The following is a 26,888-nucleotide window of genomic DNA, read 5'->3' as shown; positions in this document are numbered from 1 at the left end:
GGCGGTCCCCGTCCAAAGATCCTGACTATACATCATTTACTATCCTAGCGGGCGATCCTCCCCCACTGGAGTGGTCTGCCGCTTTCGTTAGGAAAGGGAGGATCAAAGATGGGAGACAAACGGCAAAAACCGGAAGAGATTGTCACGAAGTTACGGCAGGTTGAGGTGCTGTGCGGCCAGGGAATGCCGCGCGTTGATGCAATTCGACAGGTGCAGATTACAGAGCAGCCCTTCTATCGCTGGCGTAAGCAGTATGGCCACATGGGAACAGACCAACTGAAGGAACTAAAGCGGCTTCAGAAGGAGAATGACCGGCTGCGTCGAGCGGTGTCTGACCTGACGCTGGACAAGCTTATCCTGCCGGGACCCGCCCAGGAAGGAGAGGTTGTGGCTGAACGGCGGCTCATGCGTTCGTTTGCGGCCAGAGTATGGCGACCCTGTTTGGCCGCACGGCTTCGTGCATCACCGGACAGATGATGGCAGGGCGTTCAGGACATTGAACATTCTGGATGAACACAGCCGGGATTGCCTGGCCATCCGTGTGAAGCAGAAGCTGAACCCGACCGAGTTTATCGGCGCGTTGACGGAGCTGATGATCCTTCGCAGGGTTCCGGCCCGCATCCGGTCAGACGACGGCCCTGAGTTCATTGCCCAGGCCGTCCAAGATCGGATCGCTGCCGCCGGGGCCAAGACCGCCTGCATCGAGCCGGGATCGCCATGGGAAAACGGCTATTGTGAAAGCTTCAACGCTCGGTTCAGGGATGAACTGCTGAACGGCGAGGTCTTCTACGCGCTACGGGAAGCACAAATTATCATCGAAAGCTGTAGGAAATACTACACCACCAAACGTCCGCACAGTGCCTTGGGCTATCGCCCGCCGGCCCCGGAAACCATCATCCCGATGGAACCCAGGCCGGTCATGCACTAACATTCAAACTGGACCACTCAGGTGGGGCTGATCAGGCTGACACCTGAGAGGTGTTGCGCAAGAGCCGCCCTCCGGTGCGCAGGTCAGCCCGACGCATTCTTTCCACAATGCAGCTTAAATTCCGCCGCCTGCAGGCAACAGCTTCCTACACGCGGACAATCCACTTTCAGAAGGGCTCAACAATGGCTCCGATGGAACGCAAGACTGCCCCGATCGACCCCAGCGTGCTGGACTTTATCTGCAGCGAACGGGAAAAGGCTCTTAGTCCGCGCGAATAGAAATTCCGCCTGCGCGGTTACGGCTATTCCGTAAAAACCATTGAAGGCGCCCAGATCCTCACCCCGCTCAACACCGGTGACGAGATCGGCAGACTGCCGCCGGAATTCGCCTGATCCTGGCAGCAGCTGCATTGCAGACGGCGCTTAGCGGTCGCGCCCGGGCAGGCTATCGCGCGGCGGCGCGGGCTCCCAGTTGTCGATAATCTCCACCGCTTGTTGGGCGGTGTCGACCACGCGGAACAGGTCCAGATCCTGATCCGAAATGGTGCCGGCATCGGCCAGCGCTTCCCAATTAATGATTTTGTCCCAGAACGCCTTGCCAAACAGCAGGAACGGAACCCGTTCCATCCGGCCGGTCTGGATCAGCGTCAGGCTCTCGAACAGCTCATCCAAGGTGCCAAAACCGCCAGGGAACACGGTTATAGCCCGCGCCCGCATCAGGAAATGCATCTTACGGATCGCGAAGTAGTGAAAATTAAAGCTGAGGTCCGGCGTCACGTACCCGTTGGGCGCCTGCTCATGCGGCAGCACGATTGACAGGCCAATGGACTGGCCGCCTGCTTCTAATGCACCGCGATTGCCCGCCTCCATCACACCAGGACCGCCGCCGGTTACGATCACATTCTGGCGGCCGCCGCTTTGCTTTGACTTCTCAGTCATCAGCCGGGCGAACTCGCGCGCCTCATCATAGAAATGCGACAGATCCGCCAGCGTTTGGGTCCGCGCCTGATCCTTGTGCTCGGGATCCGGAATGCGGGCGCCGCCGAACATCACGATGGTGCTTTCAATGCCATGCTCGTTCAGCATCAACTCCGCCTTCAGCAACTCCAGCTGCAGCCGCACCGGGCGCAGTTCCTTGCGGCACAGAAATTCTTCATCGGCAAAGGCAAGCCGGTAGGCAGGCGCCTGGGTCTGCGGCGTGGCAGGCACATGTTCGGCTTGGTCCCGGTCGGAATGGGCATCGCGGAAACGGCTGTGGCGGTCTTCGGTCATAGAAAATCCCAAATTAATAGACAGGACTCCCTTTGTAGCCGCCATTAGCCGTTAGCGCCAATCAAGAATACAGGAAATGCTACTGCCCGCTTGCACCCGGCGGCCGCGCGGCTAAGGTTCCACCGCGGCACACAAGGAGCACGGAAAATGGACTGGCAGGTAGAAATCAGGGACGCGGCAGAACGCATTAGCCCCTATGTGCAGCAGACCCCGGTGATGCAGACGCAGGGCTTCGGATTGGGTTTCCCAGTGGCGCTGAAGCTGGAGCACTTGCAGCATACCGGCAGCTTCAAGGCGCGCGGAGCCTTCAACACATTGCTAAGCCAGCCAGTGCCCCCGGCCGGATTGGTGGCAGCTTCCGGCGGCAACCACGGCGCCGCGGCGGCCTTTGCCGCGCATCAGCTGGGCCACAAGGCCCGGGTCTATGTGCCCGAAATGGCCGGCCCTGCAAAAATTTCCCTGATCGAAAGCAACGGCGCCGATCTGCAGGTCGTGCCTGGCGCCTATGCCAACGCATTGGAGCAAGCGCAGTCCTACGAAGCTGCAACCGGCGCAATGCAAGTCCATGCCTATGATGCACCCGCCACCGTTGCGGGCCAGGGCACCTGCTTTGCCGAATGGCAGGCCCAAGGCCTTGAGGCGGATACCCTCCTGATCGCGGTGGGCGGCGGCGGGCTGATTGCCGGCGCGCTGGCTTGGTTCCGTGGCACAAAGAAGATCGTTGCGGTAGAGCCCGGAACCTCCTGCGCGCTGCATGCGGCATTGCAGGCCCGCCAACCGGTGGATGTGGATGTCTCCGGCATTGCGGCCAACGCCCTTGGCGCAAAACGCATCGGCGCCATCTGTTTCGAGCTTGCATCGGCACAAGACCTGACATCGGTGACCGTACCGGACAGCGCCATCGTCAAGGCCCAGACCGCACTGTGGCGCGAACGGCGCATCCTGGCCGAACCCGCAGGCGCCACCGCTCTGGCTGCGCTGATGTGCGGCGCCTACCGCCCTGCGCCCGGCGAGCGTGTGGCAGTGCTGATCTGCGGCGGCAATATAGCCCCGGACCCCTTGGGATAACCCTTGCGGGCAGGAAGCGGCCCCGGTATCGCCAATACATGTCCGAAACCATTGCCGACACGATTTATCAAAGCTTGAGCGAGCGCATTATTACGGGCGGCCTCCCTGCCGGCGAAAGGCTGCGCCAGGACCATATCGCACGCGAGTTTGAGGCAAGCCATGTGCCCGTGCGCGAGGCCTTGCTGCGGCTGGAGGCGCATGGGCTCGCCAAATCCGAACCCCGCCGCGGCACCCGTGTCAGCGCCCTGGACCCTTCCGAAATCCGCGAAGTAATCGCGATGCGGGTCGCGCTGGAGGTCCTGGCCCTCACACACGCATTCGCCCGCCTCACACCCGAGGACATCGAAGCCGCCGAGTCCGCCCGCCTGGCCTGTGATGCGGCTGAGGATATGGCCAGTTGGGAGCGGTTAAACCGCGCCTTTCACAAGGTGATACTGACCCCCTGTGCAATGCCGCGGCTGCTGGCCTCGATCGACGATCTGCACATCGCTGCCGCCCGCCATCTGTTTGCCAACTGGCAGCACCGATGGACCCGCCGGGTGGACAGCGACCATGCCGCAATCGTGCAGGCTATGGTCCGCCGCGACGCCGCCGGAGCCTGCGAAATCCTGCGCCGCCACTTGCGCCGGGTGCGCTGACAGCAGGCAAAACGCCGTGCAGAGAGGCAATTTGGACGCAATCCGGACATGACCTGCGGGCAGATTGCCGTTATGTAACCCCGAATCTAACGGATGCCGGAGGAACCCCCATGTCCAACGCCCAGCTGGAAGCAGCAATCGAAGCCGCCTGGGAGGCGCGCGACACCATCACCCCGGCCACCACCGGCGAGACCCGTGAAGCCATTGAAGACACCCTGAACGCGCTGGATTCCGGGTCCCTGCGGGTGGCCGAGAAGCTGGACAGCGGCGACTGGCACGTGAACCAATGGGCCAAGAAGGCAGTGTTGCTGGGCTTCCGCATCAAGGACATGGAAATCCACGAAGGCGGCCCGCAGGCCGGCGGCTGGTGGGACAAGGTCGACAGCAAGTTTGCCGGCTGGGGCGAGGACCAGTGGAAATCCGCTGGCTTCCGCGCAGTCCCCAACTGCGTCGTCCGCAAATCCGCCTATGTCGCGCCTGGTGCTGTGCTGATGCCCTCCTTCGTGAACCTCGGCGCCTATGTCGGCGAAGGCACAATGGTTGACACCTGGGCCACCGTCGGCTCCTGCGCGCAGATCGGCAAGAACGTGCACCTTTCCGGCGGCGTCGGTATCGGCGGCGTGCTGGAGCCGATGCAGGCCGGCCCGACCATCATCGAGGACAACTGTTTCATCGGCGCCCGTTCCGAAGTAGTCGAGGGCTGCATTGTGCGCGAAGGATCGGTTCTGGGCATGGGCGTGTTCATCGGCAAGTCGACCAAAATCGTCGACCGCGAGACCGGCGAAGTGACCTATGGTGAAGTGCCGCCCTATTCGGTTGTGGTGGCAGGCTCGATGCCCTCCAAGAACAACATCAGCCTCTACTGCGCGGTGATCGTGAAGCGGGTTGATGAGAAAACCCGCTCCAAGACCGGCATCAACGAACTGCTGCGCGACTGACCCGCGCCACAGTTCAGACCTCATAGAACGCGCCCCTCACCGGGCGCGTTTTTCGTTTCAGCAGATGCACCAGATTCATTCTGGTTGCCAATACTCCGGGCTGAGGCCGCCAGGCCGAGGGGCAGCGCCCCTCCTGCGCAATACTCTTGCAGCACATTAAACATGCCGCTATTAATATTATATCTACACATAAGAGGGTCTCATGCAGACGATATTCGCCCAGCACGCCCGCCTGCCCCAGGGGTGGGCAGAGAACCTCCGGCTGACGGTTGACAACGGCCGGATTTCCTCCCTGGAAACCAATGCCCAGGCGCAGCCAGGCGACACACTGGCAGATGTGCTGCTGCCGTCGCTGGGTAACCTGCATTCCCACACCTTCCAGCGCGCAATGGCCGGTATGACCGAATACCGTGCTGCCGGAAAGGACAGCTTCTGGACCTGGCGCGAGCTGATGTACCGCTTCATGGACCGCATCACGCCTGAGCAGTATGAGGCCATTGCCGCGCTGGTCTTCATGGAGATGCTGGAGGCAGGCTATGCCTCCGTGGGTGAATTCCACTATGTCCATCACCAACCGGGCGGCGCCCATTTTGCTTCACTGACCGAGCTCAGCGAGCGGGTCTTTGCCGCTGCCAGCCAGACCGGTATCGGCCTTACCCATCTGCCGGTGCTCTATACCTACGGCGGAGCCGGAAAACAGGCTTTGAATGGTGGTCAGCAGCGGTTTGGCAGTTCTGTGGCTGAGTTTGCTGATCTCGTCGCCCGCGCCCGTGATATTGCGGCACGGGATCTGCCGCAGGACGCCTGCGTCGGTATCGCACCGCATTCCCTGCGCGCCACATGCCCCGAGGATCTGGCCGAGGTCCTGCAGATCCAGGGCAGCCTGCCGGTGCATATCCATATTTCTGAGCAACCCAAGGAAGTGGCCGACATCAGCGATTGGCTGGGCGCGCGGCCGGTCGAATGGCTGCTGGGCAATGCTCCGGTTGATGGCAAATGGTGCCTGATCCACGCGACTCACATGACCAGTGCCGAAACCATCAGCATGGCACAATCCGGCGCCGTGGCCGGCCTGTGCCCGATCACCGAGGCAAACCTGGGCGACGGGCCGTTCAATGGGGTGGAATACCTGGCGCATGATGGCGTTTTCGGGGTCGGATCAGACTCTAACGTGCGGATTTCGCTGCCGGAGGAGCTGCGCACGCTGGAGTATTCCCAGCGCCTGCGGGATCTGGCACGCAATGTGCTGGTGCCCGGCGAAGGCTCGGTGGGCGAGACGCTGTACTTGGGCGCAGCCAAGGGCGGTGCGCAGGCCCTGGGCCGCGATGCCGGCCGGATCGAAGAAGGTGCATTGGCGGATCTGGTGGCCCTTGACAGCGGCGTGCCCGCGCTGTGCGCACTGAAGCCGGAGCAGATGCTGGACGGGCTGTGTTTTGCGGCGGGTGACGACACCGTGACCGATGTCTGGAGCGGCGGCCGCCATGTGGTGCAGCAGGGCCGCCACATCGCCCGCGACAGCGTGGTTGCCGGCTACCGCAGCGCAATCAAGGAGCTGCTGAACAGTCTCTAAACTGGCAAAAACTGCACTTGGATGATCGCGCCGCCATCGGAAACCACTCCGCTGGCGGCGTTCTCCATTACGATCCCCTCACCCGGGGTAAAATGCCCCTTGCCTGCTATTTCCAGCCTGCCGGCAACAACAAACAGCACGTGGCGGTTCCCAACGGCAGGCAGCGCGCCATCCTTCAAAATCCCGGCGTCTGCCGTGACCCTTGCCGGATCGTAGATCACGTTGAACGCCTTGCTGGGCCCGTCGCGCAGGCGGCATTCCAGTTCCAGCCCGCCGTCAAACGGCAATGGTTGCAGCGGGCGGGCTTCCAGCCGCGTCCCGCTGTTCGACAGGATGTGACCGGCCCCCTCGACGATGCAATGGATGCGGGAAAGGCCCGGAAAGGCGGAAAACGGGCCGTCGCGCGAAATATCCGCCAGGCTGAGGCGCCAGACCATTGTGCCGTTTTCTTCGTGCACGGCCAGCTCACGGGTCACGCCGCCGCCGTTTTTCCAAGCCACCGGCCGGGCCTTAAAAGCGGAGATGAGCATCGGCGTGTCCTCTTGGTAAGCGAATAAGCATAGACATAATATACGGCCCCCAGCCGCCGCAACCCATCTGTTCGCTCAGGCACCAAGCCCCGCAGCCGCTATTTGATTGACCATCCCCCTGCCCCGGCGCTATGGCGGCGGCATGGAAAAGAAGAAACCCTCCCGCCAGCAAGTTTATACCCTGCTTGTCCAGATCGGGCGCAAGGACGGCGACGGCCTGCCAGACGGTGCCACCGGTGCGGCGCTGATGATCTATGCCTCCGGCGTGGATGAGGCTGAGGCGGTGCGCGAAACCGTGGCGATCCTCAAGCAGGCCGATACCGCGCCGCTCGATGTCACCGGCTATGGCACCCTGGAAGAACGCGAAGCCGAAGGCCATGAGATCGGTGACGAGGAACGCGCGCTGATGCAGCGGGCGCTGGAAGAAAACGCGGTGATCGTCGCCCAGATGACGCCGTTCTTCGACGGCGAGGAGCCGGTCTTTCACTAACCGCGGGCGTCAGTTCCGGCCGCCGAACCATTCGCGGTAAAGGGCGTCATAGCTGCCGTCCTCCTGCAATGCCAGCAGCGCCCGGTTGACCTCTTCCACCAGCGGTGAGCCAGCCGGAAACACCAGCCCGTAATTCTCGCGCAGAAAGGGCTGTCCAATAGTATGGCCGTACTGATGGCCGCCCTGCCGGACGTAGAAGTTCAGCACCGGCGCATCAAAAACCAGCGCCTTCACCTCGCCGGTTTCAAAACCGGTCAGCATTTCCTCCAGCCCGGCATAGGCGGAATAGTCGATCTCACGACGGTCAAGGAATCCCGCAGCGGTCGATCCGCCAATGGTTCCTACGGATCTTCCATAAAGGTCGTTCACCGAGTTCACTGAGCCGCTGATCGCCTCCACCGTCATCACAGCGGTGATCTTGGCGACAAAGACCGAAACGATGAACAGCGAAGACACGACCAGAACCACGCCGAACATCCGGCCCACCGGCGTGCGCGGCACCCGTTCCTCAAATCCGCCGTTCACCACCAGGTTCAGCGCCCACCAGAAGGAAGGGAACCAGGCCTCTTTCAAGGGGCGGTCGAAATAGGGCTGGGCGCGGCGCTCGACGGCCCACATCAGCATGCCGCCGCCGAACAGCAGCAAGAAGGCGATGCCGATGGCCGCGGCCAGGTCCCAGGACAGCAGCGCCCGCATCAGCGACGGCTGACGGACTTCATCAGCCTGGACCATGATCTGCAGGCCGCTTTCGAAAATGGGGTGGCTGAAGTCCATCACCACTTCGCGCGCGGCAGTGATGGAGATATTGGCAGCGGCCAGATCCGCCTCGCCTCTTCGCACCCCGTCCAGCATCTCCGCAAAGCTGTTTTTGCGGTTGACTTGATAGTCCCACTCCAGCCGCTCCGCCAGAATTTTCAGGAGTTCCATGGAAAAGCCGGTGTCGCGCCCTTCCTCTACCATCGAAAACGGCGGCCGGGTGACCGTGTTGACCGTCAGCACCTGCGCAGACAGCAATTGCCCCCATATCAGGAACAGGGCTGCGATTGTCAGGCGAAGATACAGCACGGGAACGCTCGGGGCAGGCCTCTGGGACGGTTTTAACGTCCTTATGCGGTTCCCCTTTTTCACGCAAGCACATTGGCGGCAAAGGCCGGAGTCGAAGCTGCGGCCGTATCAGACCGTCCGCCGTACGGCCGGCACCGCCGCACCGCTGCTGGTCAGAACCAGATCGCCTTGCTGCAATCCGCTCAGCTTACGGTAGCCTTCGGACGTGGCAACAGGGGGGAAGGCAGCAGCGCCGGGGCCGGACCCGCGGGCTCGATACCGCTGGAGAGCGCCAGATACTCCGCCGCCGATGACCGCAATCCAGCCCACATGTGCAGGCCCCCTGGATCGCCGCCTGCAACCGCCCTTCATAGGCTTTAAGCGCAGGCCGCGCCCCGGCGCTGCAGCCCGCGCCGGTTTCCGGGTCCAGCTCGGGGAACAGCGCGCAGATCTCCACTGCCACCGGCCGGTTAAACAGGTTGACGATCTGCGGGCCAGGCAGGAAGGTTTCAGTGGCATGACCTTCGGAATAGCTCACCTGATGACGGTCGAACATCAGATGCACATAGGTAACCTCGCCGCCCGGACAGCGTGCCACGCTGCGCCCGTTGACCAGATCTTTGGCCGCCACCAGCACCTCTTCCCCGCCAAAGAACAACTCGGCATGGGCCCCGCGCACCAACACCCGGTGCTGCGGCGATACCATCAGTTCGCCATGCCGGCCAAACCTATCCGCGGCAATGCGAATCGGTGCAAAACCACTTTCCGCCGTCACGGGTTTCCACCAGATCGCCAGGCGCCAGATCTTCCAACGGCACCTCGCCATAGGGGGGCCGGATCCGGGTACCCGCCACAAAACAGGGGATCGAGCTGGCGTTGACAAAGCCGTGTCGGAATTGACGCCATTGCTTACCTGATTGGTAAAGACGAAATCCTCGACATCGCCGTTCCCCGCCAGGGTCAGCGTGCCATCTGCATTCAGCTGCACTTCCTGCCCGCTGTTGAGCGTCACCACTGACCCGGCCTCCACCTCGGTTCCGTTAATATGGGTGACCGTCAGGGTGCCCCGGACTTGTTCACATCATTGGCCAGCCCATCGATGGTCTTGCTGCTGTCCGGCGCCCCATAGACATCGCCGGTCATTGCCACCAGATCGGTCTGCACCGTGTCTGCGGCGATCAGCAGGTTGCTGTCGTGGCGGCTGTCACCCACATCGGCGATGCCGATGCGGGTGTCGTTCAGCTCACCGGGGTTGACGCGCAGCGCCAGCGTCATGGTCAGAGTAGGCCGGTCCATCTCGGTGTTGAAATCGTCGCCGGCATTGTCGAGATACAGATTCTCGTTGATAGAGGAACTGATATTGCTGGGATTGGCCTGGCCGTTCCCGGCCGCCATCAGAACCTGCTCGCCGTTGACCCAGACCGCGACCACGCCCTGATAAACCGAATTCTGGAAATCCGGGAATTCCTCGGAGGACAAGTCGAATTGCATCGTCATCAGGTCCGGATCGGGAATGAAGCTCACATCCAGGTAGGAGGCATCCTAGGTATTGGTGCCGGCAGCTGCATTGAAGTCGGGATTGTTGTTTTCGCCGGGCGTATCGGCCGACGTCTGAGTGGAGCGATTGGGGTCGCCACCGGAGCGGGTGAAGTGACTGGCCGCCCGGTGGACAGGATCACGCCGGTTTCGCTGGGCGTGGCGCCGGGTGCCCGGGCGTCCCCCTTTGAATAGATCGCCGAGGACTGGCTCCACCCCGAATAGCAAGCGCCGGCAACAGTGGCCCCGTCCCCGAATATGGTCTACGCATCTGCTCTGCAGTGGCGTTGGTCTGATAAGTAAGCTCGCGTGCCTTGACCATAGTTCCGGCTGCTCCCGCATTCCGGGCAAGCCACCCCGCAGACAGGCTGGCCTGCTGCCTGGCCAGCAGTTCCGCCGCCAGTCAATTGCGCGCCCCGCTGTTACGGTGGTGCTGCTCTCGGAATACCTTGCCTCGGGTCAATTGCGATTAACAGGTTATCAACACTACTGGAGGTGCCGGCAGGGCGTGTGCGCGATCATCCGTGAAACCGCTGCTTTTGCGCCACATTTTCTAAACGCTCTGTGAATTGCACCGCGCCCCGTTCCACGCTAGGCCTGTGCCAACCGGAAAGTGAGGAGCCCGTCCATGCCGCAAACCGATCCCGCCCGCCTGACCGCCGATTTGATCCGCTGCCCGTCAGTGACGCCCGAAGAAGGCGGCGCGCTGGTGCTGCTGGAGAAACTGCTGAGCGAAGCTGGTTTTCAGTGCACCCGGACAGACCGCGGCAATGTCAGCAACCTGTTTGCCCGCTGGGGTGCCAAAGGCCACGCCAAAACCTTCGGCTTCAACGGCCATACTGATGTCGTGCCGCTGGGGGATAAGGCTGCCTGGACCATGCCGCCCTTCGGCGCCGAAGAAAAAGACGGGTTTATGTACGGGCGCGGATCCACCGACATGAAATCGGGGGTTGCCGCTTTCGCCGCCGCCGCCATTGATTTTGTGAAGGACACCCCTCCGGACGGCGCCATCATCCTGACCATCACCGGCGACGAGGAAGGCGATGCTGTGGACGGCACCACCGCGCTGCTGGACTACATGGAGCGCACGGGTGAACAGATGTCCGTCTGCCTGGTGGGTGAACCTACTTGTCCCGACGAGATGGGTGAAATGATCAAGATCGGCCGCCGCGGTTCGCTGACCGCCTGGTTCACGGTGACTGGAGTGCAGGGGCATTCGGCCTACCCGCACCGGGCCAACAACCCGCTGAACGCGATGGTGCGGCTGATGGATCGGCTGGCCAGCCATAAACTGGACCAGGGCACCGATCATTTTGATGCCTCGACGCTGGCGGTCGTTACCATTGACACCGGCAACCCGGCCACCAACGTGATCCCGACGCAGGCGGCCTCAACCGTCAACATCCGTTTCAATGACTCCCACAGCGGCGCCAGCCTGACAGAGTGGCTGCAAGGCGAGGCTGGCAAAGTGGCGGCGGAGTTCGGCGTTGAAATCGGGATCGATGTGCAGGTCTCCGGCGAAAGCTTTATCACCCCGCCAGGAGCGCTGTCAGATCTGGTTTCAGCATCGGTCGAGGCGGAAACCGGCCGCAAGCCCGAACTGTCGACCACCGGCGGCACCTCCGATGCGCGCTTCGTCAAGAATCACTGCCCGGTGGTGGAATTCGGCCTGGTCGGCAAAACCATGCATCAGGTGGATGAACGGGTGGAAGTGGCCCAGATCCACCAGCTGAAATCTATCTACACCCGGATCCTGCAGGATTATTTTGCATGAACCTGAACATCGCTGTCACGGACGATCTTGAAACCTGCTTTTCCCTGCGCCACCAGGTGTTCGTGGTGGAGCAAGGCGTGCCGGCGGACATGGAACAGGACGCGCTGGATGACGCTGCGACGCATCTGCTGGCGGTTCAGGACGGCATCCCCGTTGGGGCCGCGCGGATTGTCTTCAACGGTGACACTGCCAAGATCGGCCGGGTCTGCGTGCTGCCGTCCACCCGCGGCACCGGCCTCGGTGCCAAGCTGATCGAGGCGGCGGTTGAAACGGCTCAGGCCCGCCCCCGCACTGCCAAAGCCAAACTGGGCGCGCAGCTCCATGCCATCGGGTTTTACGAGAAGCTCGGCTTCACCGCCTTCGGTCCGGTCTATGACGATGCCGGCATCGATCACCGGGACATGGTGCTTGATTTCACGTGAAACGCACCCTGATCATCATGGTTAAGGAACCACGGCCTGGCCGGGTGAAAACCCGGCTGGCCCGGGACATCGGCGTGATCCCGGCAACCTGGTGGTTCCGCCACCAATCCGCCCGGCTGATGCGGCGATTACGCGATCCGCGCTGGCAGATTGTGCTGGCGGCAGCTCCCGACATCGCGGTGAATTCAAAGGTCTGGCCTGCTGATCTGCCCCGCTTGCCGCAAGGCGGCGGCGACCTGGGACAGCGGATGAAACGGATGCTGCAATCTGTCCCCGGCCCTGCCTGCCTGATTGGCGCCGACATCCCCGGCATCACCCGCGCCCACATCGCCCGGGCCTTCACGGCCCTTGGCGGTCACGACGCCGCCTTTGGCCCCGCGGACGACGGAGGCTACTGGCTGGTTGGTGCAAAACATCCTGCCCGACTGCCGCACAGACTGTTCGAAAACACCCGCTGGTCCAGCGAACACGCGCTGGCAGACACGTTGCAAACCCTGCCCGGCTGGCGCATCGCGCTGACCGATACCCTGCGCGACGTCGACACGGCCGCGGATCTGCCGCAGCGCTGACGGCACGCTTTTCACCATGACGCCGCCCGCCCGCCGTGCTAGGGCGGAACACATGAGCCGTATTCCCTCCAAGGCCGAAATCCTCGACTGGATCTCCGCCAACCCGACCCATACCTCCAAGCGCGACATCGCCAAGGCCTTTGGCATCAAGGGCGCCGACCGCATCGACCTCAAGCGCATCCTCAAGGAGCTGGAGGCCGAGGGCCACTTGCAAAAGCGCAAGAAGACCTACCGCGACCCGGACCAGCTGCCGCCTGTGACCGTGCTGCAGGTCAAGGCACCGGACGCGGATGGCGATCTCTACGGGCGCCCCCTGGAATGGCATGGCGAGGGCGTGGAGCCAATCATTCTGATCCTCCCCCGCGCCTCGGATCCGGCTCTGGGTGAAGGCGACAAGATCCTGGTCAAGCTGCAGCAGGTGCCGGATCAGGACCACAACTACGAAGCCCGGCTGATCCGCCGCATCGGCAGCAACCCGAAACGGGTGCTGGGCATCTTCCGCGCAGGCTCCGAAGGCGGGCGGATTGTACCGATCGACAAGGCCGCGTCCAGCGAATGGATGGTGGCACCGGACGCCATCAAAGGCGCCAAGGACGGCGAGCTGGTCGAAGCCGAACAGGCTGGTCCCAAGGGCCGCATGGGTCTGCCGCGCGCACGGATCGTGGAACGGCTGGGCGACCCGGCAGCACCAAAGGCGGTGTCGCTGATTGCCATTCACCAGCATGGTATCCCTGACCATTTCCCCGATCCGGTCATGGCCGAGGCTGATGCAGCCAAGCCGATGGGCCTCAAAGGCCGCGAAGACCTGCGCGAACTGCCCTTGGTCACCATCGACCCGGCGGATGCCCGCGACCATGACGACGCCTGCTATGCCCATGCCGACGACGACCCGGAAAACCCGGGCGGCCATGTGATCTGGGTGGCGATTGCCGATGTGGCCGCTTATGTGCGTCCCGGCTCTGCACTGGACCGCGAAGCCCGCAAACGCGGCAACTCAAGCTATTTTCCGGACCGGGTTGTGCCGATGCTGCCGGATCGGCTGTCAGGCGACCTCTGCTCACTGCATGAAGGGGTACCGCGTGCCTGTATCGCGGTGCGTATGCAGGTGGACACCGAGGGCAACAAGATCGGGCACCGGTTTGTGCGCGGGCTGATGCGCTCGGCCGCCTCGCTGCATTACGCCGAGGTGCAAGACGCGCAGGACGGCAATGCAAATGAAAAAACCGCGCCCTTACTGGAAGATGTGATCAAGCCGCTCTATGCTGCGTATGAGGCTCTAAAAAGGGCAAGAGCCGTGCGTGAGCCGCTGGACCTGGACCTGCCGGAACGCAAAATCATACTGGATGACGCCGGCACTGTAACCTCGGTTGCCTTCCGCGACCGGCTGGATGCGCACAAGCTGATCGAGGAGTTCATGATCCTCGCCAATGTCGCCGCGGCAGAGACTCTGATCAAGAAACGCTCGCCGCTGCTGTTCCGGGTGCATGAAGAACCGGCACAGGAAAAGCTGGAAGCACTGCGTGAAACCGCCCGCGCGGCGGGGTTGAACCTGGCCAAGGGCCAAGTGCTGCAGACCCGGCATCTGAACGCGCTGCTGAACCACGCGGCGGGAACCGATGAGGCGGAGCTGATCAACATTTCCACACTTCGGTCGATGCAGCAGGCCTATTACAACCCGGAAAACTTTGGCCATTTCGGCCTGGCACTCAAGAACTACGCGCATTTCACCTCGCCGATCCGGCGCTATGCTGACCTGATCGTGCACCGCTCGCTGGTCTCCTCGCACGGCTGGGGCGACGATGGGCTGGATGCGGCCCAGATCGAACGGCTGGAGGAGACCGCCACCCACATCTCCGACACCGAGCGGCGGTCGATGATTGCGGAACGCGATACCACGGACCGTTATCTGGCCTCATATCTCAGTGAACGCGTGGGGAGTGAATTCGAGGGGCGGATCAGCGGCATTGCCCGCTTCGGGGCCTTTGTGAAACTGGACGAGACCGGCGCCGATGGTCTGGTTCCGGTCCGCTCGATCGGGCGGGAGTTCTTCCATTTCGACGCCCAGGCCGGCACGCTGATGGGGGCCGATACCGGCATGACCCTGGCCATCGGCCAGCGGGTAACCGTGCGGCTGGTTCAGGCGGCCCCGGTGACCGGCGGGCTGGAGCTGGAGCTGCTTGCGATCGAAAACCTGGAACTGCCCAAAGGCGGCGGATCCCGTAAAGGCGGACGGCGCAGCCCGGCAGGCCGGACCGTGAAGCGCAAAGCAGCAAAATCCAAGCACAAGGCCGCCAAAGTCAAACGCAAGGTAGAGCGCAAGCGGCGGGAATAAGCAGCTGTCCCCGCGGGGACAGCCGGGCATTGTGTCAGGCCGGCACCTCCAGCGGCGGCCGGATACGGTACGTCAAAGCGCGCTTAATCAGCCAGCCATGACGAATGGGTTCGACCTCGGCAGGATCATCGAACAGAACTGCACGGGTGCCCTCAAACCGGTCCCAGGCCGGGAAGACCGCGGCAAACTCCGGGATCAGCCGGCTTTGGCAATGCACAAACAGCGCAAAACGCGCGCCCTTCGGAACCCCCAGCCTGATGGCGGAACCCGTCTTGGTTTCTGGCGTTATGAAGGATGGCTGCCCCCAGCGCAGAACTTCTTCCACCCGCCCGGCTTCTGGTGTTTCGGCGGCTGTTCTAAATATCAGTTGCCGGAGCCGCAGCAGCCCCTCCCGCGCAAGCGGGTCAAAGACCGCAAACGCGGCCTCAATCTCCGGGGAGGAATAGGCAGGTTTCATGGCAAGGGCACCATTTCGAACACACGGCTCAAATAGGCGCACAGAACCTTGTCCTCTCGCAAGCGTTTGCTGACCGCCGAAGCCTCAGAGGTGTGCAGCATGGAGATCAGAAACGGCGCTACGCTTAAATCTGCCGAGGTGATCTTGCCGCTCATCAGAAATCCGCGTCTGGCGGCAAGCGCGGCGATGGCCTTCAGATCCTGTTCAAGTCGGCGCAACCGCTCCGCATTGCTAAACCGGGCGACGCCCTGCCAGTGCAGCCCGTCCTGGACTCCTTTTCTGATCGGGGCGCTAATCTCTTCCCGCATGGGTTCGGGAACCGACTGGAAGATCTGATCACGCACTTCCGGCCAGACTGTGTCGTCGTTCCAACGCATCTGCAGCAGATGCAGGCCCAGATGATATTCTGCCAGCCGCACCCAAGCGCGCGCCTGGGCGCAGGACGCCGCATCCAGCCCTGTGTCGAAATCGGCACCCTGCGCTTCCAGCCAGTCGCGGATGCCGTCGCTGTCGGCAATTTGGCCTTCCGGGGTTTCCAGTACCGGCAGTTTCCGGTGTGGCATTTCAGTGGGATCGAGGAGGTCGCTGCGCTGCCATGGCTGTCCGGACAGTTCCAGCATCATCGCGGACTTAATGCAGAAAGGGCTGATGCTGAACAAACCGAAGCCGGTCGGGAATGTGAGGAGGGAAAGCATTGCTGAAAACCTGTTCGTTGCGTTTATAAGGCCTTTCTCTAAACCTTGCTGATGACAATTAATGTCACTAGTCCATAGAATGATCACACATGTCCCGTACCCATCGACTCTTTCAGCTGATGCAGGCCCTGCGCCTGGGCCCCGGCCCGCATACCGCGGCGCGGCTGGGCGGTGAATTAGGGGTATCCGCCCGCAGCATCCATCGTGATATTGCCACCCTGCGCGAAATGGGCGCGGTGATTGATGGCGCCGCGGGCTATGGGTTCACCCTGATCGAGGACAACGCCCTGCCGCCGATGGGGTTTCGCGATACGGAACTGGAAGCGCTGGTGCTGGGCCTGCGCGAAGTCGAGCAGATCGGCGATCCGGAACTGGCCACCGCGGCTTCGGAAGCGCTGCGCAAGCTGCAGGCGCGGCTGCCGCAGCGGCAGGCGCACCGGTTGCGCCACGCGGTGCTGGCACCCTACCGGTTTGACCGGCCTATCCCGCCCGCAATTTCAGCGCAGGAGTTGCGCCAGGCCACCTGGGACGAGGTGGAGGTGCGCTTTGGCTATACTGACGGGCATGGCGCGGTGACCGAGCGGCAGGTAAAACCGCTGAGTGTCGTCTATTTCGACCGCTCAACCGTGCTGATTGCCTGGTGCTGCCTGCGTGAAGCCATCCGTGTGTTCCGGCTGGACCGAATGCAGGGGTTGCAGATCACAGAGCAAAGCTTCCGTCCGCACCGGGTGCCGATGCTGCGGGACGCGCTGGAGCAGTTCCGCCACGAACACCGGCAGGCGGCCCGCCGCACATGCAAGGACTGACCTCTTTACCAGAACCGCACCTCGGTTAGACTGAAAGGGAGCAGTGATAATGAGGTGCATCATGCGCAGATGGCTTGCAGCGTCCCTGGTAGCAGGCGGCGCAATGGCGGCAGAAGCCGCACCGGACAGTTCCCTGAGACCCGCCCAGCGTCCTGTGCTTTTTGATCATGGGGGGCAAGGTGAAGGCATTCAATTGGCTGTGGCCACTGCCCTGAGACCCGCAGCAAGGCCAGCGGTTCCTCCCCCCCTGGAGCCGGAGCTTGCCGCTGCGGACCTGAACTTTCAAGGCTGGATCAAGGCGTTCCGTGACCGGGCAATTTCGCAGGGGGTCAGCGCGCCGGTGCTGGACAGTGCGTTTTCCGGGGTCAGCTATGATGCTGAGGTAATCCGCCGCGACCGCAACCAGTCGGAGTTCACCAAGACGATCTGGGACTACCTGGACAGCGCCGTCTCGGACCTGCGGGTTAAAAACGGCAAGGCGGCGATGCAGGCACAGCGTGCCCGGCTGGATCAGATCGAATCGGCATATGGCGTCGAAAAAGAGATCGTGGTGGCGATCTGGGGGCTGGAAAGCAGCTATGGCACGTTCCGTGGCAAGATGGATGTGGTTCGGTCCCTGGCGACGCTGGCCTTCGACGGGCGGCGCGGGGCATTCTTCGAGGGCCAGCTGGTCGCGGCGCTGAAGATCCTGCAGGCCGGCGATGTCGCCGCCCGCAAGATGACCGGCAGCTGGGCCGGCGCCATGGGGCACACCCAGTTCATCCCGACGTCCTACCTGGATTACGCCGTGGATTTCACCGGCGATGGCAAGCGCGATATCTGGTCGGACAACCCGGCTGATGCGCTGGCCTCAACCGCGGCTTATCTTAAGAAGTTCGGCTGGGTGAAGGGGCAGCCCTGGGGTGTGGAAGTCTCCCTGCCCGAAGGATTTGACTACACACTGGCGGATCGGGAAATCGAGAAGCCGCCTTCGGAGTGGGCCGCGCTTGGCATCAAGGGACTGGACGGGCGCCCGGTGGCAGATCATGGTCCCGCAGCGATCCTGCTGCCCGCCGGCAGTGCCGGGGCTGCCTTTATGATCTTTGGAAATTTCGCCGTTCTGGAACGCTACAACACGGCGGATGCCTATGTGATCGGTGTCGGTCACCTGGCGGACCGGATCAAGGGCGGCGCTCCGATCCACGGCAGCTGGCCGCGCGGCGACCGGGCTCTGACCCTGTCCGAGCGGGAAGAAATGCAGCAGCGGCTGACCCAGGCGGGTTTCGACACTGATGGCATTGATGGCAAAATCGGACCAAAGACCATCGGCGCCGTGCGCGCCTTTCAGGTTGCCAAAGGATTGACCCCGGACGGCTATGCGTCCCTGCAGCTGTTGCAAAAGCTGCGGTGACAACGTTTTGAGGCGGCCGCCCCGCCACTTTGGCCTTACGGCCAAATCACCCCTGGAGTATTCCCGGAAAGAAAAAAGGCCCCGGATCGGGGCCTTTTTTATTTAGTTTTCTGCGGATTGATCAGCTGGGCGACATGCCGCGCAAACGCTCTGAGCGGCGGCGCAGCATTTCCACCGTAGCCAGCAGCATGATGGAGATCGCCACCAGCAGCGTCGCCACAGCCAGAATGGTTGGCGAAATCTGCTCCCGCAAGCCGATGAACATCTGCCAAGGCAACGTCTTCTGCCCGGCAGAACCAACAAAGAGCACGACGACGACCTCGTCAAAAGAGGTGATGAAGGCAAACAGGCCGCCCGAAATCACCCCGGGCAGGATCAGCGGCATCTGCACCCTGAAGAAGGTGGTGACCGGATCCGCGCCCATGTTGGCCGCAGCCCGGGTGAGCGACCGGTCAAAGCCGACCAAGGTTGCTGTCACCGTGATGATCACGAAGGGGATGCCCAGCGCCGCATGTGCCAGCACCACGCCGATGTATGTGCCCTGCAAGCCAATACGGCTGTAGAAGAAGTACATGCCGGCTGCAGAGATGATCAGCGGCACAATCATTGGCGAGATCAGAATCGCCATGATCGCCCGGCGGAAGGGGACATGCGGCTGGCTGAGTCCGATCGCTGCCAATGTTCCGAAGGTCACCGAAACAATAGTCGCCATCGGCGCGATCTTCAGCGAGTTCCACATCGCGGACTGCCAGGAGTCATTGCTGAAGAAGTCGCGGTAGTGCTTCAGCGAGTATCCTTCGGGATCCAGCCGCAGCATTTCAGGCGTGAAGGTGAAGAAGTCCTGCGCGTTGAAGCTGAGCGGAATGATCACCACGATCGGCGCGATCAGAAAGAAGAACACCAATCCGCAGATGACCCGGAAGGAATAGTACCAAGCACGCTGGCCGGTGGTTGCATAAGGAGGAAGTGCACTCATGTCCGTTACCCCAGCTTCACGTTGTCGATGCCGACGATCTTGTCGTAGACCCAGTAAAGGGCCAGAACCACCGCCAGAAGGATTGCGCCCAGTGCCGCGCCCAAACCCCAGTTGCCCGAAGTCGAGATGTGGTAGGCGATAAGGTTCGAGATAAAGGTGCCCTTGGTGCCGCCAACCAGGGCCGGGGTGATGTAGTAGCCCACAGCCAGGATGAAGACGAGGATCGACCCGGCGCCGATTCCCGGCACGGTTTGCGGAAAGTAGACGCGCCAGAACGCCGTCCAGTCCGTGGCCCCCAAGGATTTGGCGGCGCGGAGATATGTCGGGTTGATGGTCTGCATCACCGAGTACATCGGCAGGATCATGAAGGGCAGCAGGATATGGGTCATCGCAATAATGGTGCCCAGCTCGTTGTTGATGAGAACCAATCGGTTGGCGTCATCCACAAGCCCGATCCAGACCAGTGTATCGTTGATAACCCCCTGCTGCTGCAACAGGATTTTCCACGCAGAGGTCCGCACCAGAAGCGATGTCCAGAACGGCAGCAGCACCAGGATCATCAGCAGGTTTGCCTTTCGGGCCGGCAGGTTCGCCAGGATCCAGGCAACCGGATACCCCAAAAGGATGCAGCTGAAGGTGATGATCAGAGACATCCGCATGGTCCGGATCAGCATGGTATTGTAGATCCGTTCATTTTCCGGCCGGATCTCGGGGCCATCAGCCCCCAGCCGCATATCGACGGCGTTCAGGAAGTAGCCGGACGTGAAGCTGCTGGAATAAGTCTTGATCGTCCGCCAAAGCTCGACATCGCCCCAGCCGTCGTTGAGATCGATCAGTTTTTCGCGGAAGGGGCCGTCGTTTGCGATATCCCAATTCTTGACCTTGCGGCCGGACTTGCGGAATACAGATGAGAGACCCGGGTTTTCATAGTTAAGACGCTTGGCAACTTTGGTGTGGGTTTTCACATTAGCCGCGTCTTTAAGGTCGGCGGCCAAAGCGGCAAAAGCTGCCTCCTCCGGCAGTTGACCCGATGCAGGGTCCCAGTCAGCCAGTACCTCAACCGTGCGTGGTAATGTATCCTGGACAATCCGGTTCTCTACCGACCGGAACAGCATGTCCGCCACCGGGAGGATGAATGTCACTAGGATGAACAGCAAGAGCGGCGCGATCAGCAGCAGTGCGCGCAGCTTCTGCATGCGCAGTGCACGCGCCAGACTGCGCTTGAGCGGCCTGCCGTCGGCGGCCAGCACCGGGCCGGATTGGGTAATATCACTCATTGGGTTCCCGTCGGGTCTTATTTTTTTGTGGGCGGGGGGCCCGGTCAAGTCAGGCCCCCCGCAGCATCAGGTGTCGGTCAGATTACTTAGCCAGCCATGCCTGGAACTTTGCGTTCAGGTCATCGCGGTTGTCTGCCCACCATTCGTAGTCATAGACATGCACGTTGCCTGCATTAGCCGGGTCAGTCGGCATATGCGGGGCCATATCGATGCCCAGTTCAGCGTGCTTGCCAACCAGCGGTGCCGAGGATGCACGGGCCGGGCCATAGGAGATGTAAGCGGCCTGATCAGCCAGACGCTGAGTGTCGGTCGCAAACTTCAGGAAGTCCATCACGCGCGCCTTGCGGTCTGCAGGCAGACCGGCCGGAACGACCCAGCCATCCAGATCAAAGGACTGCATGTCCCAGAGCATACCGATCGGCTGGTCCTGTTCGGCAATTGCCGAGAACAGACGGCCGTTGTAGGTCGAGCCCATCACCACTTCGCCGTCCGCCAGCAGCTGCGGGGTTTCCGCGCCGGCAGTCCACCAGACGACCTGATCCTTGATGCTGCCGAGTTTGGCCAGCGCACGCTCCACACCTTCGTCGGTGCCGAGAACATCGTAGATTTCATCCTTCGCCACGCCGTCGCAATAGAGCGCCCATTCCAAGTTGTCGATCGGGCGTTTCTGCAGCGAGCGCTTGCCCGGATACTTTTCGGTATCGAAGATGGCGCAGACAGTTTCCGGCTTGTCGATCAGATCGGTGCGGTAGCCGAATGTGGTCGAATAGACGATCTGCGGCACAAAGCAGTCGCTGACGATCAGATCGCCGAAGTCTTCGGAGGCCGGGGTGCCATCGGGCGCGGCGGCCAAATCTTCGTCATGGTTGATTTCTTCGGCCAGGCCTTCATCGCACAAGCGCATCGAGTCGGAGGCCACAGCGTCTACCAGGTCCCAGGTCACATTGCCGGCTTCGTTCATGGCGCGGATCTTGGCCACAGCCTCAGCAGAGCTTTCGTCCCAGATCACCTTAACGCCGGGATTTTGGGCCAGATAGGGTTCCACATAGGCTTTCTGCTGGCTGGCCTGATAGGCACCGCCCCAGGATACCAGTGTCAGCTCATTGGCCATTTCTTCGGCAAAGGCCGAAGGGGCGCAAAGCGCAGTGGTCACCGCCAGTGCAGACAGTTTGCTGATTTTCATAGAGTGTCTCTCCTTGTTGAAATTCACAGACGTGAGAATCCCCCGGTCATTCGTCCGCCGGGGGTTTTGCGCGTGCGGATCAGGCGTCCAGCGCGCGGCAGTCTTCCGGCAGCCAGCCGATTTCAATCTGCTGACCGGGCTGAAGACGGACTTGGTCCGGGGCATTCCGGGTTTTGATGATGAACTCATCATTGCCGGCCACCCGCAGACGGGTGCGGAAGATGTCGCCCATATAGATGAACTCCAGAACTTCCGCCTTAAGCGTATGAACACCTTCCTGCAGGCGTTCCTTGTTGTATTCCACCCGTTCGGGGCGGATCGACACACGGGTGCGCTCGCCGGGGCGGGACACGTTGACCGGCTTGCAGTCAATCAGTCCGCCATCGTCAAGCTGCACCAGGGCGATACCGTTGTTGATTTCCTTGACGGTGCCTTCCAGCGTGTTGTTTTCACCGATGAACTGGGCAACAAAGCTGTTTTCCGGGCTTTCATACAGCTGGTCCGGCGGAGCAATCTGCTGGATCCGGCCATCGTCAAACACAGCGACACGGTCCGACATCGTCAGCGCTTCAGTCTGGTCGTGGGTCACGTAGACCACAGTAATCCCCAGGCTGTGCGCCAGATGGGTGATTTCGAACTGCATCTTTTCGCGCAGCTGCTTATCAAGCGCGCCCAGCGGCTCGTCCATCAGAACCAGTTCCGGTTCAAACACCAGCGCGCGGGCCAGGGCGACCCGCTGCTGCTGGCCGCCAGACAACTGCGACGGGCGGCGGCCGCCAAAGGCGCCCATTTCAACCATGTCCAGCGCCCGCTTCACCTTGGCTTCACGCTCGGACTTGCCCATTTTGCGGACTTCCAGCGGGAACGACAGGTTTTCCGCAATCGTCATATGCGGAAACAGCGCATAGTTCTGGAACACCATACCGATGCCACGCTTGTGCGGCGGGATGTTGTTGATCGACGTTCCGCCAAGGCGAATGTCGCCATGGGTGGCGGTTTCAAATCCTGCCAGCATCATCAGGCAGGTGGTTTTGCCCGAACCGGACGGGCCGAGCATAGTCAGAAACTCGCCCCTGGGCATTGTGAGGTTGAGGTCTTTGACAACGAGATTTTCGCCGTCATAGCTCTTTTGGACGCGTTCGAATTCAACGAACGCATCGACGTTTGACGCATCAGCCAAAGCAGGCTCCCCGTAGTTTTGTCATTCTGGCAGATTTTCTCTGCGCTTATTCGAAGTTAAACACACCAAAGCCACCAAGCGCTAGGTATGAAAAAATATTCTTTCCTTGGCGAGAGTGCGAAGTTCCTGCTTCGGCCGCTCCCCAAAAGGAAATGAGCATCCTTAGGGAAGCCTAGACCCGTTCCGGCCGGCAGCATCGGACTTTTTGCGACGTCGCTTGGGCATATTGCGACACCTCCTGCAAGGCGACATCCTGAAAACGACACTTTCATCCTCTCCACCGAAAAAACAGCCCGGCAACAATGTTGCCGGGCTGGGATGAGTCGCTGACGGGAACAGCACTGTTGCGCTGCCCGGGAGAAGAATCAGGCGCTGTGCAACAAGTCTTGCTTCTTCAGCTCGGCATAACACTCATCCAGGGATTTGGAGGCGCGTTCGATCATCACGTCGATTTCCGCAGGAGTGATCACAAGCGGCGGCGAAATGATCATCCGGTCCCCGACGTGACGCATCACCAGGTTGTTGGCAAAGCAGCGCTCGCGGCAGATATAACCAACCGTGCCCGCCTCCGCGGCAAAGACCGCGCGGGTCTCCTTGTTCGGCGTCAGTGCAATGGATCCCATCATGCCGGCGATCCGGGCCTCTCCCACCAGCGGATGATCCGCCAGCGCTTCCCATTTTTCTTTCAAGTACGGCGCGGCGACATCGCGCACATGGCCGAGAATGTTCTCCTCTTCCATGATGCGCAGGTTCTCCAGCGCAACAGCCGCCGCCACCGGATGGCCGGAATAGGTGTAGCCGTGGTTGAATTCATCCCCGGCAATCACCGAGGCGACCTCGTCGCTGACAATCGAACCGCCGATCGGCGCGTAGCCCGAGCTGAGCCCCTTGGCGATGGTCATGATGTCAGGACGGATGTTCAGGGTCTCGCTGCCAAACCAGTTGCCGGTGCGCCCGAACCCGCAGATGACTTCATCAGCAATCAGCAGGATTTCATACTTGTCGCATATACGCTGGATTTCCGGCCAGTAGCTGTCCGGCGGCACGATCACCCCGCCCGCCCCCTGCACCGGCTCCGCAATAAAGGCGGCAATGCGGTCTTCGCCAAATTCCAGGATTGCCTCTTCCAACTCGCGCGCGCGCTGGAGGCCGAAATCCTCCGGCGGCATGTCGCCGCCTTCGGACCACCAATGCGGCTGGTTGATGTGGTGGATGTCCGGGATCGGCAACCCGCCCTGGGCGTGCATTCCGCTCATCCCGCCCAACGAGCCGCTGCCGACCGAGGAGCCGTGATAGGCGTTCTTCCGGCTGATAATGACAGTTTTCGCGGGCTTGCCTTTCAGCGCCCAGTAATGGCGTACCATGCGGATGTTGGTGTCATTGGCCTCGGAGCCGGAACCGGCAAAGAACACATTGTTCAGATCACCCGGTGCCAGCTCGGCAATCTTGGCGGCCAGGGCGATGGCCGGAACATGCGTGGTCTGAAAGAAGGTGTTGTAGTACGGCAGCTCGCGCATCTGGCGCGCGGCCACCTCGGCCAGTTCATCCCGGCCATAGCCGATGTTGACGCACCACAGGCCCGCCATTGCATCAAGGATCCGGTTCCCCTCGCTGTCGGTCAGATGCACGCCGTCGGCGCGGGTAATTATGCGCGCACCCTTCTGCGACAGCTCGCCATTGGCGGTGAACGGGTGCATGTGATGGGCAGCGTCCAGCGCCTGCAACTCGGCCGTTGGCATGTGGTTGGTGATAACGGTCATGGGACTCGCTCCTGAGAATGACTGATTGGCACAAGAATATGATCAAATTCTCAGGTGTCAATCGAATCAGTTCGCGGCCTGCAGCCCCTGAACCACATGCTCCATACCCTCGAAGACGTCCCGCTCCATCGCCAAAGCAGCCATTTCCGGGTCCTGCCGCCGCAGTGCCTCCAGGATATCCTTGTGACGGTCGGGGAAGCTCTGAGTGCCGAGCCGCCCGCTGACCACCCGCAGCGAGGGGCCGAAGCGCAGCCACAGCCGATCCGCAATGTCGCTGAGAATGGGCGCATCCGCATGGGAATAAAGCTCGGTGTGAAAGCTGTAGTTTTGGACCAGGTACCCCGCCACATCACCTGTCGATATGGCCTTGTCCAGCGCATTGTCGATGATAACCAGCTGCTCGATATGCGCTGTGGAAACGCGCAGTGTTGCACGGCGCGCAAGCTCGCATTCTATTGTTTTTCTTGCAAAAATAAGTTCTTCTAGATCACCTGGGCCCAACAAGGGCACCGAAACGCGGCGGTTGCCCTGGAACACCAGCGCCCCGTCCGAAATCAACCGCCGGATTGCCTCGCGGACCGGTGTCATGCCGGCCCCCAGCGTCTCCACCAGCCCCTGGATTGTCACCGCTTGGCCGGGCACCAGTTCGCCGAACAGAATCTGCGACCTGAGCGTCTGATAAACGATCTCATGCGCGGGCAGTTTTGCCGGGCTGTCTTGTGCAGCAACGGGTGGTGAAGTGGTCTCAGTCACCTGGTGTTTTCCTCCTCAATTTCGGCCAGCTTGCACCATCCTGAGCCAAGTGAAAACACAAAGAGTCTTGCCGAACGCGACAAAACTTGATCAAATCCTTCCACAGCCGGACCCGGAAGCCGGCATGCACAGGGAGAAATTCATGACACTGAAAACGATGACCATGACCGCCGTCGTTGCCCTTGGCACGGCCGCCGCCGCTACTGCGGAGGAGGTGCGCGTCTACAATTGGTCGGACTACATTGATGAGAGCCTGCTGGAAAAGTTCGAGCAGGAAACCGGCATCGACCTGATCTATGACGTATTCGACAGCAACGAGGTTCTGGAAACCAAGATGCTGGCAGGCGGCTCAGGCTACGATGTGGTGGTGCCCACCGGCTCCTTCCTGGCGCGCCAGATCCAGGCAGGCGCTTTCCAGCAGCTCGACTTCTCCAAGCTGCCCAATTCGGAAAACCTGTGGGATGCGATCCAGGAGCGGACCGCCCGTTATGATCCCGGGAACGCCTATTCAGTCAACTACATGTGGGGCACCACCGGCATCGGCGTGAATGTCAGCAAGGTCAAGGAAGTGCTGGGAGAAGATGCCCCGATCGACTCTCTGGAACTGGTTTTCAACCCGGAAAACATGGAAAAATTGGCCCGCTGCGGTGTGCATTTCCTGGACGCACCGGACGAAATGATCCCGGCGGCCTTGCAGTACATCGGTGAAGATCCCAACAGCGCGGACCCGGACGTTGTGGCTAAAGCCGAGCCGGTGCTTCTGGGCGTCCGGCCCCATATCACCAAGTTCCACAGCTCCGAGTACATCAATGCGCTCGCAAATGGCGATATCTGCGTGGCCTTCGGCTGGTCCGGCGACATTCTGCAGGCCCGTGACCGTGCGGCCGAAGCGGACAATGGCGTTGAGATCGAATTCAACGCTCCCAAGGAAGGCGCGCTGATGTGGTTCGACCAGATGGCAATTCCGGTCGACGCCCCGAACCCCGAAGGTGCCCATAAATTCCTGAATTTCATCATGGACGCGCACAACATGGCGGCGGCATCCAACTATGTCTATTACGCCAACGGCAACAAGGCGAGCCAGGAGTTCCTGGAACAGGATGTGATCGGCGATCCGGCAATCTATCCCGGCGCCGAGACCGTTAAGAACCTGTATATCAAGGAAGGCTACCCGCCGAAAGTGCAGCGCAAAGCCACCCGCATGTGGACCAAAATCAAATCCGGCACCTGACCAGCTGGACCTGACTTGCGGGGCGCATCCGACGCCCCGCAATTCCTGACGCGCCTGGGCGGTCCCGCGC

23 protein-coding genes and 3 pseudogenes are annotated in these 26,888 nt (G+C 61.5%); 13 read left to right on the top strand and 13 right to left on the bottom strand.

What is annotated here, in order from left to right; genetic code table 11:
• Positions 1-108 precede the first annotated feature (108 nt).
• Positions 109-928 (top strand): annotated as a pseudogene (locus METH_RS20055) (integrase core domain-containing protein).
• A 422-nt stretch (positions 929-1,350) separates the two neighbouring features.
• Here METH_RS20055 and METH_RS20050 read toward each other — a convergent pair.
• Complete coding sequence (locus METH_RS20050; protein ID WP_024092306.1) at positions 1,351-2,199, bottom strand: LOG family protein; 849 nt, start codon at positions 2,197-2,199, stop codon at positions 1,351-1,353.
• 147 nt (positions 2,200-2,346) lie between these two features.
• Between METH_RS20050 and METH_RS20045 the strand changes: the two genes are divergently transcribed.
• From METH_RS20045 to METH_RS20030, 4 genes are all read left to right on the top strand, one after another.
• Entirely contained in the window at positions 2,347-3,267 is a 921-nt protein-coding gene (locus METH_RS20045; protein ID WP_024092305.1) for a threonine/serine dehydratase, read from the top strand.
• Positions 3,268-3,305: 38 nt separating this feature from the next.
• Entirely contained in the window at positions 3,306-3,905 is a 600-nt protein-coding gene (locus tag METH_RS20040; RefSeq protein WP_024092304.1) for a GntR family transcriptional regulator, read from the top strand.
• A 110-nt stretch (positions 3,906-4,015) separates the two neighbouring features.
• Complete coding sequence (gene dapD / locus METH_RS20035; RefSeq protein ID WP_024092303.1) at positions 4,016-4,843, top strand: 2,3,4,5-tetrahydropyridine-2,6-dicarboxylate N-succinyltransferase; 828 nt, start codon at positions 4,016-4,018, stop codon at positions 4,841-4,843.
• 202 nt (positions 4,844-5,045) lie between these two features.
• Complete coding sequence (locus tag METH_RS20030) at positions 5,046-6,413, top strand: formimidoylglutamate deiminase (protein WP_024092302.1); 1,368 nt, start codon at positions 5,046-5,048, stop codon at positions 6,411-6,413.
• Here METH_RS20030 and METH_RS20025 read toward each other — a convergent pair.
• Positions 6,410-6,943 carry a HutD/Ves family protein gene (locus METH_RS20025; protein ID WP_024092301.1) on the bottom strand — a complete coding sequence of 178 codons (534 nt, stop codon included), beginning with the start codon at positions 6,941-6,943 and terminating at the stop codon, positions 6,410-6,412. The genes METH_RS20030 and METH_RS20025 overlap by 4 nt on opposite strands.
• Positions 6,944-7,085: 142 nt before the next feature.
• On the opposite strand from METH_RS20025, the gene METH_RS20020 reads away from it, so the two are divergent.
• Complete coding sequence (locus METH_RS20020) at positions 7,086-7,433, top strand: hypothetical protein (RefSeq protein ID WP_024092300.1); 348 nt, start codon at positions 7,086-7,088, stop codon at positions 7,431-7,433.
• A 9-nt stretch (positions 7,434-7,442) separates the two neighbouring features.
• Here the strand turns inward: METH_RS20020 and METH_RS20015 are convergent, their stop codons facing one another.
• The 3 genes and pseudogenes from METH_RS20015 to METH_RS25010 all read right to left on the bottom strand — a co-directional run bounded on the left by METH_RS20015 (position 7,443) and on the right by METH_RS25010 (position 10,001).
• On the bottom strand, positions 7,443-8,498 hold the full coding sequence (locus METH_RS20015; protein ID WP_024092299.1) for a transporter substrate-binding domain-containing protein: 1,056 nt from the start codon (positions 8,496-8,498) through the stop codon (positions 7,443-7,445).
• Between the two features lie 187 nt (positions 8,499-8,685).
• Positions 8,686-9,295 (bottom strand): annotated as a pseudogene (locus METH_RS25015) (Hint domain-containing protein).
• 238 nt (positions 9,296-9,533) lie between these two features.
• Positions 9,534-10,001, bottom strand: coding sequence for a choice-of-anchor L domain-containing protein (locus METH_RS25010; RefSeq protein ID WP_024092297.1), 468 nt, complete (start codon positions 9,999-10,001; stop codon positions 9,534-9,536).
• Positions 10,002-10,641: 640 nt separating this feature from the next.
• Between METH_RS25010 and dapE the strand changes: the two genes are divergently transcribed.
• Genes dapE through rnr form a run of 4 tightly spaced genes read left to right on the top strand, consistent with a single transcriptional unit; the run spans position 10,642 to position 15,110 of the window.
• On the top strand, positions 10,642-11,787 hold the full coding sequence (gene dapE / locus METH_RS20005) for a succinyl-diaminopimelate desuccinylase (RefSeq protein WP_024092296.1): 1,146 nt from the start codon (positions 10,642-10,644) through the stop codon (positions 11,785-11,787).
• Positions 11,784-12,209, top strand: a complete 426-nt coding sequence (locus METH_RS20000) for a GNAT family N-acetyltransferase (RefSeq protein ID WP_024092295.1) — start codon at positions 11,784-11,786, stop codon at positions 12,207-12,209. The genes dapE and METH_RS20000 overlap by 4 nt, the downstream gene beginning before the upstream one ends.
• A complete protein-coding gene (locus METH_RS19995; RefSeq protein ID WP_024092294.1) occupies positions 12,206-12,778 on the top strand; it encodes a TIGR04282 family arsenosugar biosynthesis glycosyltransferase in 573 nt (190 codons plus the stop codon). The genes METH_RS20000 and METH_RS19995 overlap by 4 nt, the downstream gene beginning before the upstream one ends.
• 52 nt (positions 12,779-12,830) lie before the next feature.
• Positions 12,831-15,110, top strand: a complete 2,280-nt coding sequence (gene rnr, locus METH_RS19990; protein ID WP_024092293.1) for a ribonuclease R — start codon at positions 12,831-12,833, stop codon at positions 15,108-15,110.
• Positions 15,111-15,144: 34 nt separating this feature from the next.
• Here the strand turns inward: rnr and METH_RS19985 are convergent, their stop codons facing one another.
• Positions 15,145-15,567, bottom strand: coding sequence for a DUF1801 domain-containing protein (locus tag METH_RS19985; RefSeq protein ID WP_024092292.1), 423 nt, complete (start codon positions 15,565-15,567; stop codon positions 15,145-15,147).
• Positions 15,564-16,349, bottom strand: coding sequence for a glutathione S-transferase family protein (locus METH_RS19980; RefSeq protein WP_245602930.1), 786 nt, complete (start codon positions 16,347-16,349; stop codon positions 15,564-15,566). The genes METH_RS19985 and METH_RS19980 overlap by 4 nt, the downstream gene beginning before the upstream one ends.
• Before the next feature lie 2 nt (positions 16,350-16,351).
• Here METH_RS19980 and METH_RS19975 point away from each other — a divergent pair, with 2 nt between their 5' ends.
• A complete protein-coding gene (locus tag METH_RS19975) occupies positions 16,352-17,068 on the top strand; it encodes a helix-turn-helix transcriptional regulator (protein ID WP_024092290.1) in 717 nt (238 codons plus the stop codon).
• A gap of 61 nt (positions 17,069-17,129) precedes the next feature.
• Positions 17,130-18,458: a lytic murein transglycosylase gene (locus METH_RS19970; protein WP_245602929.1), complete on the top strand. Its 1,329-nt coding sequence runs from the start codon at positions 17,130-17,132 to the stop codon at positions 18,456-18,458.
• Positions 18,459-18,579: 121 nt separating this feature from the next.
• On the opposite strand, the pseudogene METH_RS19965 reads toward METH_RS19970, so the two are convergent.
• The 6 genes and pseudogenes from METH_RS19965 to METH_RS19940 form a co-directional block, all read right to left on the bottom strand.
• A pseudogene (locus tag METH_RS19965) lies at positions 18,580-19,425 on the bottom strand (ABC transporter permease); the annotation flags it as partial.
• Positions 19,426-19,439: 14 nt separating this feature from the next.
• Complete coding sequence (locus METH_RS19960; RefSeq protein WP_024092287.1) at positions 19,440-20,711, bottom strand: ABC transporter permease; 1,272 nt, start codon at positions 20,709-20,711, stop codon at positions 19,440-19,442.
• An 82-nt stretch (positions 20,712-20,793) separates the two neighbouring features.
• On the bottom strand, positions 20,794-21,894 hold the full coding sequence (locus METH_RS19955; RefSeq protein WP_024092286.1) for an extracellular solute-binding protein: 1,101 nt from the start codon (positions 21,892-21,894) through the stop codon (positions 20,794-20,796).
• A gap of 79 nt (positions 21,895-21,973) precedes the next feature.
• Positions 21,974-23,074, bottom strand: a complete 1,101-nt coding sequence (locus METH_RS19950) for an ABC transporter ATP-binding protein (protein WP_024092285.1) — start codon at positions 23,072-23,074, stop codon at positions 21,974-21,976.
• 365 nt (positions 23,075-23,439) lie between these two features.
• The gene (locus METH_RS19945) at positions 23,440-24,834 is read right to left on the bottom strand and encodes an aspartate aminotransferase family protein (RefSeq protein ID WP_024092284.1); all 1,395 of its coding nucleotides are present in this window, start codon (positions 24,832-24,834) and stop codon (positions 23,440-23,442) included.
• A gap of 66 nt (positions 24,835-24,900) precedes the next feature.
• The gene (locus METH_RS19940; protein ID WP_024092283.1) at positions 24,901-25,587 is read right to left on the bottom strand and encodes a GntR family transcriptional regulator; all 687 of its coding nucleotides are present in this window, start codon (positions 25,585-25,587) and stop codon (positions 24,901-24,903) included.
• A gap of 142 nt (positions 25,588-25,729) precedes the next feature.
• Between METH_RS19940 and METH_RS19935 the strand changes: the two genes are divergently transcribed.
• Positions 25,730-26,818 carry a polyamine ABC transporter substrate-binding protein gene (locus METH_RS19935; protein ID WP_024092282.1) on the top strand — a complete coding sequence of 363 codons (1,089 nt, stop codon included), beginning with the start codon at positions 25,730-25,732 and terminating at the stop codon, positions 26,816-26,818.
• Positions 26,819-26,888 lie beyond the last annotated feature (70 nt).

The organism is Leisingera methylohalidivorans DSM 14336, from assembly GCF_000511355.1.
In the GTDB taxonomy this organism is placed as follows: Bacteria; Pseudomonadota; Alphaproteobacteria; order Rhodobacterales; family Rhodobacteraceae; genus Leisingera; species Leisingera methylohalidivorans.
Note: the sequence above shows the minus strand (reverse complement) of the source record. Positions and strands in the feature narration are given on the sequence as shown.

What these genes read in the sequence shown, in the direction of transcription:
- METH_RS20050 (WP_024092306.1), bottom strand. Translation starts at nt 2,199, where the DNA reads ATGACCGAAGACCGCCACAGCCGTTTCCGCGATGCCCATTCCGACCGG.
- METH_RS20045 (WP_024092305.1), top strand. Translation starts at nt 2,347, where the DNA reads ATGGACTGGCAGGTAGAAATCAGGGACGCGGCAGAACGCATTAGCCCC.
- METH_RS20040 (WP_024092304.1), top strand. Translation starts at nt 3,306, where the DNA reads ATGTCCGAAACCATTGCCGACACGATTTATCAAAGCTTGAGCGAGCGC.
- dapD (WP_024092303.1), top strand. Translation starts at nt 4,016, where the DNA reads ATGTCCAACGCCCAGCTGGAAGCAGCAATCGAAGCCGCCTGGGAGGCG.
- METH_RS20030 (WP_024092302.1), top strand. Translation starts at nt 5,046, where the DNA reads ATGCAGACGATATTCGCCCAGCACGCCCGCCTGCCCCAGGGGTGGGCA.
- METH_RS20025 (WP_024092301.1), bottom strand. Translation starts at nt 6,943, where the DNA reads ATGCTCATCTCCGCTTTTAAGGCCCGGCCGGTGGCTTGGAAAAACGGC.
- METH_RS20020 (WP_024092300.1), top strand. Translation starts at nt 7,086, where the DNA reads ATGGAAAAGAAGAAACCCTCCCGCCAGCAAGTTTATACCCTGCTTGTC.
- dapE (WP_024092296.1), top strand. Translation starts at nt 10,642, where the DNA reads ATGCCGCAAACCGATCCCGCCCGCCTGACCGCCGATTTGATCCGCTGC.
- METH_RS20000 (WP_024092295.1), top strand. Translation starts at nt 11,784, where the DNA reads ATGAACCTGAACATCGCTGTCACGGACGATCTTGAAACCTGCTTTTCC.
- rnr (WP_024092293.1), top strand. Translation starts at nt 12,831, where the DNA reads ATGAGCCGTATTCCCTCCAAGGCCGAAATCCTCGACTGGATCTCCGCC.
- METH_RS19985 (WP_024092292.1), bottom strand. Translation starts at nt 15,567, where the DNA reads ATGAAACCTGCCTATTCCTCCCCGGAGATTGAGGCCGCGTTTGCGGTC.
- METH_RS19975 (WP_024092290.1), top strand. Translation starts at nt 16,352, where the DNA reads ATGTCCCGTACCCATCGACTCTTTCAGCTGATGCAGGCCCTGCGCCTG.
- METH_RS19970 (WP_245602929.1), top strand. Translation starts at nt 17,130, where the DNA reads ATGCGCAGATGGCTTGCAGCGTCCCTGGTAGCAGGCGGCGCAATGGCG.
- METH_RS19960 (WP_024092287.1), bottom strand. Translation starts at nt 20,711, where the DNA reads ATGAGTGATATTACCCAATCCGGCCCGGTGCTGGCCGCCGACGGCAGG.
- METH_RS19955 (WP_024092286.1), bottom strand. Translation starts at nt 21,894, where the DNA reads ATGAAAATCAGCAAACTGTCTGCACTGGCGGTGACCACTGCGCTTTGC.
- METH_RS19945 (WP_024092284.1), bottom strand. Translation starts at nt 24,834, where the DNA reads ATGACCGTTATCACCAACCACATGCCAACGGCCGAGTTGCAGGCGCTG.
- METH_RS19935 (WP_024092282.1), top strand. Translation starts at nt 25,730, where the DNA reads ATGACACTGAAAACGATGACCATGACCGCCGTCGTTGCCCTTGGCACG.